Here is an 11,367-nt window from a genome sequence, read left to right on the forward strand (position 1 = left end):
GTCGTGGCCGCTGGGGCCGACCCCGGTGCACGACCGCTCTTCATCCCCCAGTTCAGAGTCCGGCTCACCCTCGGGCCAGACGGGCCTAGGGCGTGTCTGACAATGAATCCAGGGTCGGCTGGCGCCCTCGAAGACACGTCCCGGTTCCAGATGCTCCCCGCCTGCACGGGCCGGCAGGGCCGGCCGTTCGCCGATGACCGCACGAGGGTCGACGCCATCATCCACCGGGACAGGTGCTTCGATCCCGTGGCGGGACCTGCCCGAGGTCTCCGGGCCCTGGCTGAGTAGTGTGGACCTGGCACGGCCGCATGGCCGAAGAGGGCACCTGGGACACGGTGCTGGCAACACGGACCACCTGCAGCGGATGCCGAAATCCTGATCGATTGGTCGGTCTCGGTCGACTCCACGATCGCCCGCGCCCATCAGCACGCGAGGAACACCACCCGGCTCAGAGGGGCTGGATCGAACGACAAGGAATCCGCGTGAAGAGCCCGCCGATCACGGCCTCGGGCGCTCACGGAGCGGGCTGAGCACGAAGACCCATCAGCTGGTCGACGGTGCTGGGCGAGAAGGCGTACTCATCGCGGGCGATCGGCACCCATCTGCGCGCCGGTGGCATCAAGGCCGTCCTCCCCAACCGGCTGACCAGCAGGGCCACCGCAGACGCCGCGGCTCGGCCGGCGGCCGAACCGCGGGCCTGGACTTGGAGGCTTACACGGGCCGGAACGTGATCGAGCGCCAGGACGCGCACCTGCAGCAGTGGCCGGGCCTGGCGAGCACGTACGACAAGTACGCGATCGTGGACCGGGCTGCCGTGGTCCTGAATGCTGTGCTCGCGTGGTCGACGGCATTGTCGGACACGCCCGAGTGGCGTGTTCGAACTGATCGACGATCCAGGTCAAGTGCTCGAGAAGCTCGGCGAGGCTCAGCACCGGCAGGTGTGAGCGTGAGGACCTGGACAGAGAGGATCCCCCGAAATGCACGTCGTGAAGCGGCGTGAGCGATGTAGTGCTCTTCAGTTGGCACTGGTTGATATTGGTCGACGAGGCTTCAGCCCGGTGTGGTGATGCCCTGCGATGACTCTGAAGCCGGCTCTCGGGCGAATCCTCACATCGGGACGCCGAGACCCTGTGGGAGTCCAAGGATGGGACGTCTCGACGCCTGATCTGTCGCCGCTGCAGAGGAGCATGAGGCCTGGGCCTCAAGCCAACTGAAGACCGGTCAAGCAGGTGGGGTCGTCGGGGCGGGTCGAGATGGCCTTTTTGGCGGTGCGGCCTTCAGCTGAGACAGTGAGAGTAGCGTCAATTCCACGCGGCAGCCAGACCCCGACGAATCCGTTGTCGTACGTCGTCAGCGTTTCATCGAGGAGGGTCTCCCCGGACGTCGCCTCGACCACGGTGACGTGGACGTCAGTATTGGCGAGTTCGCCGGTGCAGGTCGTGAGGCTGTGGAAGTAGCATTCGTGAGTCTGGCTGCGATACGGGGCGATAGAGACGTAGAACTCGTCTTCTGGCATCGGCACGGTGGTCTGATTGTTCTGATCGTCGGTCAGTACAAGCTGGTCGGGTTCAATCGACGCGATGAATTCAGACGAGCGATCTGTCACCTTCGTTGAGTCGAGGCGCGTGATGATCTCGCGAGCATTCAATCCGTCTAGATTGTGCTCGACCACCAGTGAGTGATCGGATCCTGCATCAGCGGACGGTCCCGCATCAGCACAGCCGCTGAGCAGGAGGACGGCGCTGGTCGCCAGACCGGTCAAGGCCGCGCAGATCCTCAGGCGGCTCCTGGAGGACTGGATCGGAGCAACAATGGCAAGTGGCATGCCCAACTCTTTTCTCAGGTGAACGTGTTCATGTCGTCAGGTTAGACAGAAGGCATCCCGAGTTCGCCGGTGCCCAGGGCGCGACGAGGTGCAAAGCACGCCTGCCCGGAGACATCAAGAGCCTTGTCCTGATCTGGGGTCCACCGGTCCGAGGCACCCTGTGTCGAAGACATCGGCTGGTGTCAGGAGCGCACGAGGCGATTGATGGCGTCGCTGGCCTCCTGGATCTTGGCGATGGCCGCGTCTTCATCGCCTTTCTTGGCGGCGTCGAGCACGCAGTGCTTGAGGTGGTCATCGAGCAGACCGGTCGCCACTCCTTGCAGGGCGCGGGTGAGGGCCGAGACCTGGGTGAGGATGTCGATGCAGTACTTTTCGTCGTCGATCATCTTCGTGATGCCGCGGGCTTGGCCTTCGATACGCTTCATGCGGTTGCGGTAGCGGTCCTTGACACTGATGTAGCCGTACCGGTGGGCTCCGGTGTCGGTACCGGTCTCATCGGCTGCAGTTTCAGTGGTCACGGGTGTGTCCTTCACTTCTGGTGCTCCAGGACGGAGCGGGTGCTGGCAGCTGGGGCGAGGTCGATGCGACGCAGCAGCTGGGCGTTGAGCGCGACGATGACGGTGGAGATCGACATCAGGATCGCACCTACTGACATCGGCATGACGAAGCCGACGGGTGCGAGCACGCCAGCCGCGAGCGGCACAGAGAGCAAGTTGTACCCTGCAGCCCACCACAGGTTTTGCCTCATTTTACGGTATGCGGCACGGGAGAGCTGGATCACCGAGAGCACGCTACGCGGGTCGGAGCTGGCGAGGATGACACCTGCAGAGGCGATGGCGACGTCGGTGCCGGCCCCGATGGCGATGCCGACGTCGGCCTGGGCCAGGGCAGGGGCGTCGTTGACGCCGTCGCCGACCATGGCGACCTTCTTGCCCTCCTTCTGCAGCTGGTCGACCTTGGCGGATTTGTCCCCGGGGCGGACGCCGGCGAAGACCCGGTCGATGCCGAGCTCTCTTCCCACCTCGTTCGCCACGGCTTCCGCGTCGCCGGTGATCATGACGACCTCGACGCCGAGCTGATGGAGCGCATCGACGGCGTCGCGGGACTCTGGGCGAACCTCGTCGGCGAGCTTGAGACCGCCGATGACCTTGCCGTCGCGGAGGACGTGCAGGATGATCGCACCCTCTGCCCGCCATTCGTCGGCGACACCGATCTCGTCCTGGCCGGTCTCCTCGAGCAGACGGGGTCCGCCGACGCGGATCTCATGGTCGGCCACCGTCGCGGTGACGCCGACCGCCGGGGAGGAGGTGAACCCGCTGGCCGGTTCGACGGCGAGGCCCTTCTCCTTAGCGGCGGTGACGATGGACCGGGCGAGGGGGTGCTCACTGTCGGCCTCGGCGGAGGCGGCCAGGGCGAGGAGCTGTGCGGCATTCAGGCCGCCGGTCGGCTCCACCCCGGTGACGGTGGGCTCGCCCTTGGTCAGGGTGCCGGTCTTGTCGAAGAGCACCGCGTCGACCTGGCGCATGGACTCCAGGGCGAGGCGGTCCTTGATCAGGACGCCGCCGCGGGCGGCGCGCTCGGTGGCGATGGACACGACCAGAGGGATCGCCAGACCCAGCGCATGGGGGCAGGCGATGACGAGGACAGTGATGGTGCGAACGACCGCGTCGTCGGGGAGCCCGAAGAGCGTCCAGACGACGGCGGTGATCAGCGCAGCTCCGAGGGCGAACCAGAACAGCAGGGCCGCAGCCCGGTCGGCGATGCGCTGGGCACGGGAGGATGAGCCCTGCGCCTCGGCGACGAGCCTGTTGATGCCCGCCAGAGCCGTGTCGTCGCCGGTGGCGGTGATCTCTACGCGCAGGCCGGAGTCGGTGGCCACGGTGCCGGCGGTGACGTTCTCGCCCTCGCCGCGGGCGACGGGGTGTGATTCGCCGGTGATCATGGACTCGTCCATGTCGGCGCGGCCGTCGACGACGGTGCCGTCGGCGGGGACGCTGCCGCCAGGCCGGACGATGACGACGTCGCCGACGCGCAGCTCTGCCGGGTCGACCTTGACGACGTCGTCTCCCTCTATACGCTCAGCCTCGTCAGGGAGCAGCGCGGCGAGGGAGTCCAACGCCGAGGTGGTCTGGGCCAGTGAGCGCATCTCGATCCAGTGGCCCAGCAGCATGATGACGATCAGCAGCGCCAACTCCCACCAGAACTCGAGCTCGGGGTGGACGAGACCGACAGTGGCGGCCCAGGAGGCGAGGAACGCTACGGTGATGCCGAGCGCGATGAGCAGCATCATCCCCGGCTGGCGGCTTTTCAGCTCGCTGACAGCACCGGTGAGGAACGGGGTGCCGCCCCAGGCCTACATGACGGAGCCGAGGACTGCGGCGACCCAGCCCGCCCAGCTGGGGACCGAGTAGCCCAGGAGCATGGCGAACATGGGGGAGAACGCGACCACCGGGATGGCGATGATCAGGTTGATCCAGAACAGCCGCCGGAACTGGCCGACGTGGTCGCCGTGGCCCGCGTGACCACCGCCGTGATGACCGTGAGCCGCCCCCTTCATTCGGTCCGGACGTTCTGTGAGTCGTCGGTTTCCATTTGATGGGTGCACTGCCGAGCGTACTCGGCTGGGGTTAGGTAGCCGAGCGAGGAGTGCCGGCGGTGGTGGTTGTACTCGTCCTTCCAGTCGCCGATGATGACCTGTGCGTGCAGCAGCGAGTAAAAGCTGTTGATGTTGAGGCACTCGTCGCGGATCCGGCTGTTGAACGACTCGACGTACCCGTTGCGCCACGGCGAGCCCGGAGGGATGTAGGACAGGCCGGTGCGGGTGCCGGCCCAGTCGACCACCGCCTCGCTGATGAACTCCGGCCCGTTGTCCGACCTGAGCACCGCCGGGGCGCCCCGGGCGGCGACGAGGTCCTCGAGGTGGGCGGTGAGTCGGTCGGCGGTAATCGAGCGCTCCACGAGCCCGCCGATGCACTCCCGGGTGTGTTCGTCGACGATCGAGCAGATCTTGATCGGTCGTCCGTGCTCGTCGGCGTCGAACTGGAAGTCCACCGCCCACACCACGTTCGGCGCGTCCGCCGTCGGCGCGTCGACGGTCGAGGACCCAACGCGCTTGCGTCGACGCCGCTGCGGGACCCGGAGCCCTTCGTCACGCCACAGGCGTTGGATCTTCTTGTGGTTCACCACCCACCCCTCGGCGCGGGCGTCGTGATACGCCCGCCGATACCCGTAGCGGGGATGGTCCTTCGCCCAGGCGCGCAGCCACTCCCTGAGCGCCCGATCCGGGTCCGCGACCGTGTCGCCCTTGAGCGGTCGCCGGTACGCGGAGCGGCTCAGCCCGACCAGACGGCACGCCATCCGTTCGCTCACCCGCAACTTGCCCTTGAGGTGATCGACGGCGGCGCGGCGCCTGTCCGGGCTTAGAAGTTTCCCTCAGCCAGCTCCTTGAGCGCGGCCTTCTCCAGCTCCGCTTCCGCGAGCAGACGCTTCAGGGTCGCGTTCTGCTTCTCCAGCTCCTTCAGGCGCTTTGCGTCGTCGGCCTTGAGGCCGCCGTACTGGTTCCGCCACCGGTAGTACGTCTGCTCGGACACCCCGAGCTCCCGGCACACCGCCGCGACGTCCTGACCATCGGCGAGCATCCTGTCGGCCTGCCCGAGCTTACGGACGACCTGCTCGGGGGTGTGACGCTTCCTGCTGTTCGTCATGATCTGACCAGTCTCCCTGCCCGCGACCGCGGGCAACAGGACGACTCTCATAACGACTGGACCTACGAAACGGGGTCAGCCCAACCGTGCCCGGCGTGGTCACCGTGTTCCATGGTGTGGTCTTCGTTCTCGGCGCGCGAGTCGTCACGGTGGCCGGACTCGGTGGTCGCGACGCCGGCGTGGTCATGGTGATGCGTGGTCGGGTCCGTCATGCTCTTCGCTTCCCCTCGTCATTCCCCGATCTTTCCTTCGATCGGGTCGTATTTCGCCGCGGACCTTCAGCGCGCCCGCGGCGATCGGCTCAGGAGGCCGGCTTGAGCTCGCTCTCGACGACCCACTTGTGGTTGGTCATCGTCATGCCGTCGGACTCGTAATCGACCATGTAGACGGTCTCCTCGGTGGAGGAGGCGATGGTCGCCTTCGCGCCCTTCATGCCTTCCATGTGTTCGGCCTCGAGAGTGACCTCGGTGCCGTCGGCCAGACGTTCATCTCCGGCGTCCTTGATCTCCTGCTGGACGACCCACTTGTGGTCCTTGACCGGCTCCCCGCCTGCGGACGGCGTGAAGTCCACCGCATAGGTGTACGTGTCGTACGCGCCGGCGATCGTCGCGTTCGCACCGTCCATGCCCTCCATGTGGTCGGCGGTGAGCGTGACCTCGGTGCCGACCGGGTATGTGGGCGACGCAGCCGTCTCGATGCCCTCGGGGGCGGGGCCGCCGTCCATCGGATGCTCCATCCCGCCGCTGTCAGAGCTGCTGCCGTGGCCCTCGTGCTGGCTGGTCATCGAGGGGGTCCCTTGGTCCTGGCCGCCGCCGGTGCTGCAGCCGGTGAACACGAGCGCTCCTCCGAGCACTCCTGCGGCGACGGTGGTCATGAGGTGCTTGCGCATGAAGTCTCCTGTTCGTTCTGGTCCAGTCAACGCTATACCCCTCCCGGGTATCAAGTCGATGTCGATCGGCGGGCATGGAATCGCCCGGCCAAGATCCAATCGACCCGGGGTGGCAGCGCTGAGGCTGCGATGGAGAACATCGGCTCGGCGGCTCTGGTCGCAGATGGAATCGAGGCCCGAACGGACGGGCTCACCTCGCTCGCCGTCGTGACGGGATCGGCTGCGTCGTCTCGTGAACATCACCGTGGTGAGAAGACGATCCCAGTACCGCCGATCACCCAAGAGAAATTGGTCTTGTACGGTTGCATCGTCGGGCGTCCCATCGAGACAGGGATCCTGAGAGCCGACGGAAGCTGTGCAACTATCGCCAGGCAGAGCGAAGCATGTCTCAGTACGTGCTCCGTCAGATCGCCGCGAAGGCCTGATCCACGGGGCCCGCCCGCGCGGGCCGCCGCCCGCGTCCCGCCCGGGTGCGGAGCCGCGGAGTAGGCTGGTCGCACCATGGAACATCTGCCCCCCACGAGCCCCGGCGCCCCGCTGCTGCCGCAGATCGCCCGCCCGGCGGACCTGTCGGCCCTCACGGAGGACCAGTTGACCGCGCTGGCGGCGGAGATCCGCGCCTACCTGATCGCCCACGTCTCCAAGACGGGCGGCCACCTCGGACCGAACCTGGGCGTCGTCGAGCTGACGCTGGCCGTGCACCGCGTCTTCGAGTCGCCGAAGGACGCGGTCATCTTCGACACGGGTCACCAGTCGTACGTGCACAAGCTGCTCACCGGACGCCAGGACTTCACGACGCTCCGCCAGGAGGGCGGTCTGTCCGGCTACGGCGACCGCACGGAGTCCGAGCACGATGTGGTGGAGTCCTCGCACGCCTCCAGCTCGCTCTCCTGGGCGGACGGCATCGCGCGGGCCTGGGCGCAGACCGGGCAGGGGGACCGCACCGTGGTGGCCGTGATCGGCGACGGTGCGCTCACGGGGGGCATGGCCTGGGAGGCCGTCAACAACATCGCCGCCGGCCGGGACCGGCGCGTGGTGATCGTCGTCAACGACAACGGCCGCTCGTACGCGCCCACCGTGGGCGGCGTCGCCGAGCACCTGGGCGGACTGCGCCGCGGGGTGCTGGACAAGGTGCGCACCCACCACCGCTACGAGCAGACCCTCGACTACCTCAAGCACCGCCTCCAGGAGGCCGGCCTCGCGGGCGAGCTGGTGTACCGGCCGCTGCACGCGGCGAAGAAGGGTCTCAAGGACCTCTGGGCGCCGCAGGGCCTGTTCGAGGACCTGGGCATGAAGTACATCGGCCCGGTCGACGGCCACGACCTCACCGCCATGGAGGAGGCCCTCGAGGACGCGCGGGCGTACGGCGGGCCCGTGATCGTCCACGCGATGACCGAGAAGGGGCACGGCTACGCGCCGGCGGTCGCGCACGAGGCGGACCAGTTCCACGCGATCGGCGTGATCGACCCCTCCACGGGCGAGCCCATCACCTCGTCGACGGCCCAGTCCTGGACCTCCGTGTTCGGCGAGGAGATGGTCGCGATCGCGGATGAGCGGCCGGACGTCGTGGCCATCACCGCCGCCATGCAGAACCCCGTGGGCCTGGCCCCGATGGCGCTGGCCCATCCGGACCGGGTGTTCGACGTCGGCATCGCCGAGCAGCACGCGGTCACCTCGGCCGCCGGCATGGCCTTCGGTGGTCTGCACCCCGTGGTGGCCGTCTACGCGACCTTCCTCAACCGCGCGTACGACCAGGTGCTCATGGACGTGGGCCTGCACCGTGCAGGCGTGACGTTCGTGCTGGACCGCGCGGGCGTCACCGGGCCGGACGGCCCGAGCCACCACGGCATGTGGGACCTGGCCCTGCTGCAGTCGGTGCCGGGGCTGCGGATCTCCGCGCCCCGCGACGCGGACACGCTCCGGGAGGAGCTGCGCGAGGCCGTCGCCGTCGAGGACGCGCCCACCGTGGTGCGGTTCGCGAAGGGCTCGGTCGGCGAGTCGGTGCGCGCCCTGGAGCGGCTGTCGGACGGCACGGACGTGCTCGCCCGGCGGGGCGAGGCCGGCGGACGCGACGGCGCCGAGCGGGACGTGCTGATCGTGGCGGTGGGCGCGATGGCCGAGCTCGGCCTCGACGTCGCCGAACGGCTCGAGCGGCACGGCATCAGCGCCACGGTGATCGACCCGCGGTGGGTCCTGCCCGTGGCCCGGTCCGTGATCGACACGGCCGCCCGCCACCGGATCGTCGTGTGCCTCGAGGACGGGGTGCGGGCCGGCGGCGTCGGCTCGCGGATCCGGCAGGAGATGCGCGCGGCCGGCGTGGACACCGCCCTGAACGAGGTCGGCCTGCCGGTCGAGTTCCTCGCCCACGGCAGCCGCGAGCAGGTGCTGGCCCGCGTGGGCCTCACCGCGCAGCGCATCACCCAGGACACCGTCGCCCAGGTCCTCGGCGCCAAGGTCCCGTACGCCCGGCCCGTCCCCGAGGACGCGGCCGCCCCCCACCACCAGGAGCAGGCATGAGCATCGTCCGGCTGTACCGTGAGAGCGTCGGCGACGACGGCGCCCGCCTCTTTGAGTACCGCGAGGCATGGGCCGACGCGGAGGCCGGGGAGTTCTTGGTCCACCACGGCCGGGTCGGCCAGCCCGGCACCGTCGGGGAGCAGCCCCTGGCCGACCAGGCCGAGGGTGATCAGCTGCTGGCCGCGTTCGTGGCGCAGGGCGCGGAGGAGGGCTTCGCCGAGGCGGACCCCGCGACCTTCGCCGTGCTGCCGGTGGCCTACCGGCTCCGCGGCCGGGAGGCCACGGCGATCGAGCGGCGCACCGTCGAGCGGCTGCGCGTCGAGATGACCCACCAGCTGGCCTGGCGCGGTCTCGGCGAGGTCGAGGACGTCGTCGAGGAGGTCGGTGCCCTCGTGCTGCGCGTCCGGACCCCCCACGCCCGGAAGGCCGCCGCCGAGATCCCGGCGGCCGCCAAGCGCGCCGACGGCGTGCAGCCGAACAAGGTGGACGTCCGCACCGCAGAGCAGGAGGGCTGACCCGTGCGCCACACCCGTCTCGGCCGCTCCGGGCTGACCGTCTCCGTCGTCGGCTTGGGGTGCAACAACCTCGGCCGCCCCGGCACCGCCACGCTGGAGCAGGCCGGCACCGACGACGTCGTCCACGCCGCGCTCGACGCCGGCATCACCTTCTTCGACGTCGCCGACGTCTACGGCGCCGAGCCCGGCCTGTCCGAGGAGCGGCTCGGCCGCGCCCTGGGCGCCCGCCGCGACGAGGTGGTGATCGGCACCAAGTTCGGCATGGACATGGGCGGTGTCGCCGGCGACGACGGCGGCGCGCGGGGCTCCCGCCGGTACATCGTGCGCGCCGTCGAGGACTCCCTGCGCCGCCTCGGCACCGACTGGATCGACCTCTACCAGTTCCACACCCCGGACCCGGCCACGCCCATCGAGGAGACCCTCCGCGCGCTCGACGACCTCGTGCGCGCCGGCAAGGTCCGCTACGTGGGCCACTCGAACCGGGCCGGGTGGCAGATCGCCCAGGCCGAGTACGTGGCCCGCGAGCTGGGCGTGGAGCGCTTCGTGTCCGCGCAGAACCACTACAACCTGCTGGACCGCCGGGCCGAGCTCGAGGTGGTCCCGGCGGCGGCCGAGTTCGGGCTCGGCGTCCTGCCGTACTTCCCGCTGGCCAACGGGCTGCTCACGGGCAAGTACTCGCAGGGCGACGCCCCCGAGGGCTCGCGCCTGTCCCACGTGCGCCAGCACATGGTGGCCGACGCCGACCTGGAGCAGCTGGCCGCCTTCGGCCGGTTCGCCCGGGAGCGGGGGATCACCGAGGTCCAGGCCGCGATCGGGTGGCTGGCGGCGCAGGGACCGGTGTCCTCCGTGATCGCCGGCGCCACCCGTGCCGCGCAGGTCGTGGAGAACGCGGCGGCGGCCGACTGGCTCGCCACCGCGGAGGACCTGGCCGAGCTGGACGCCCTGTTCCCGGGCCCGGAGAAGGTCGCGCTCTTCTGATGGCCGGCGCGCTGACCGGCGCGGCCGCCGCGACCCCGCTCGTGCCGACGCCGGGGGAGGCCGCCCTGGGCTGGACCGTGTCCGTCGTGGCCGGTGCGCTGTGGGTGGCCGGCTTCGTCTCGCTGGGCCGCAGCCCCCTGGACGCCCGGGCGCGCCTGCCGTGGGTCGGCCTCATGCTGCTGCTGCCGGTGCTGGGGGCGCTCATCTGGTTCTGGTGGCGGCACCGCTACTACCCGGCGCGGCGGCGCGAGCAGCCGGCGTGGGACCCCAACGACCGCTCCGCCGTCGTGGTGCCCCCGCGCCGGCGCTACGGCGCGCCGGAGGAATGAGCCGGGCTCAGAGCTTGACGACGATGCGGTCGTCGACGACGGCCGCGTCGTAGTCCATGAGGGCCTTGCGGGCCGGGCCGCCGAACGGCTTCCCCGAGGTGACGTCGAAGTGCGAGCCGTGGCAGGGGCAGGCGTAGGCCGGGCCCTCCTGCCGGTCCACGACCTGGAGCAGGCAGCCCTGATGCGTGCACACGTTGGTGAAGGCGGTCACCGTGGTCTCGTCCACGCGATGCATCATCAGCGTCCGACCCTGCACCTGCACCTCCCGGGAGGCGCCCACGGGCAGCTCGGCGGCGGGCAGCGCGTCGACGGCGTCGGAGCCGGTGTAGTGGTCCTGCGCGGTGTCCTTCTCACGCAGCCGGTCCGTGCAGCCGGCCAGCGCGAGTGTGCCGGCACCCGCGGCGGCGACGGCGGCGCCGCGGCCCAGGACGGTGCGGCGGGAGGTGTCCGGGCGGGCGTGGTCGTCGCAGCAGCCGGACCGGGAGGAGTTCGGGGTGAGGGGGGAGTCCTGCGTGGTCATCGACCCATTATCGCCCGTGGCGAGGGCGGATGCGACCGGGCCCGACGGGTGCGAGGATCGGGGGGACGGACCCCCGAGCCCCAGGAGCAC

9 protein-coding genes and 2 pseudogenes are annotated in these 11,367 nt (G+C 69.7%); 5 read left to right on the forward strand and 6 right to left on the reverse strand.

All coding sequences use genetic code 11. The features are described 5' to 3' along the window. Positions 1–102 precede the first annotated feature (102 nt). Positions 103–865, forward strand: a pseudogene (locus QL983_RS02030) (transposase); the annotation flags it as partial. A 336-nt stretch (positions 866–1,201) separates the two neighbouring features. Here QL983_RS02030 and QL983_RS02035 read toward each other — a convergent pair. The 5 genes and pseudogenes from QL983_RS02035 to QL983_RS02055 form a co-directional block, all read right to left on the reverse strand. Further along, the gene (locus QL983_RS02035; protein WP_095694653.1) at positions 1,202–1,825 is read right to left on the reverse strand and encodes a CueP family metal-binding protein; all 624 of its coding nucleotides are present in this window, start codon (positions 1,823–1,825) and stop codon (positions 1,202–1,204) included. 182 nt (positions 1,826–2,007) lie between these two features. After that, entirely contained in the window at positions 2,008–2,343 is a 336-nt protein-coding gene (locus tag QL983_RS02040; protein WP_280790510.1) for a metal-sensitive transcriptional regulator, read from the reverse strand. 11 nt (positions 2,344–2,354) lie between these two features. Then, positions 2,355–4,382: pseudogene (locus QL983_RS02045) on the reverse strand (heavy metal translocating P-type ATPase). Continuing rightward, a protein-coding gene (locus tag QL983_RS02050) for an IS3 family transposase (protein ID WP_290151147.1) occupies positions 4,379–5,529 on the reverse strand; the annotation gives its coding sequence in 2 pieces (ribosomal slippage) (positions 4,379–5,259 and positions 5,259–5,529; 1,152 coding nt in all). The pseudogene QL983_RS02045 and the gene QL983_RS02050 overlap by 4 nt, the downstream one beginning before the upstream one ends. 301 nt (positions 5,530–5,830) lie before the next feature. Next, positions 5,831–6,418, reverse strand: a complete 588-nt coding sequence (locus QL983_RS02055; protein WP_290151148.1) for a YdhK family protein — start codon at positions 6,416–6,418, stop codon at positions 5,831–5,833. Positions 6,419–6,919: 501 nt separating this feature from the next. Between QL983_RS02055 and dxs the strand changes: the two genes are divergently transcribed. Genes dxs through QL983_RS02075 form a run of 4 tightly spaced genes read left to right on the forward strand, consistent with a single transcriptional unit; the run spans position 6,920 to position 10,757 of the window. Next, positions 6,920–8,935: a 1-deoxy-D-xylulose-5-phosphate synthase gene (gene dxs, locus QL983_RS02060; RefSeq protein ID WP_052520056.1), complete on the forward strand. Its 2,016-nt coding sequence runs from the start codon at positions 6,920–6,922 to the stop codon at positions 8,933–8,935. Beyond that, positions 8,932–9,450 (forward strand): hypothetical protein, encoded by a 519-nt coding sequence (locus tag QL983_RS02065; protein WP_271437972.1) that lies wholly within the window; start codon positions 8,932–8,934, stop codon positions 9,448–9,450. Before dxs ends, QL983_RS02065 begins: the two co-directional genes overlap by 4 nt. Before the next feature lie 3 nt (positions 9,451–9,453). Continuing rightward, complete coding sequence (locus QL983_RS02070) at positions 9,454–10,428, forward strand: aldo/keto reductase (protein ID WP_041103647.1); 975 nt, start codon at positions 9,454–9,456, stop codon at positions 10,426–10,428. After that, positions 10,428–10,757 carry a PLD nuclease N-terminal domain-containing protein gene (locus tag QL983_RS02075; RefSeq protein ID WP_020627854.1) on the forward strand — a complete coding sequence of 110 codons (330 nt, stop codon included), beginning with the start codon at positions 10,428–10,430 and terminating at the stop codon, positions 10,755–10,757. Before QL983_RS02070 ends, QL983_RS02075 begins: the two co-directional genes overlap by 1 nt. Positions 10,758–10,764: 7 nt before the next feature. Here the strand turns inward: QL983_RS02075 and QL983_RS02080 are convergent, their stop codons facing one another. After that, entirely contained in the window at positions 10,765–11,277 is a 513-nt protein-coding gene (locus QL983_RS02080) for a Rieske (2Fe-2S) protein (protein WP_020627853.1), read from the reverse strand. Positions 11,278–11,367 lie beyond the last annotated feature (90 nt).

This window comes from Micrococcus sp. APC 4021 (assembly GCF_030407635.1).
GTDB lineage: Bacteria > Actinomycetota > Actinomycetes > Actinomycetales > Micrococcaceae > Micrococcus > Micrococcus luteus.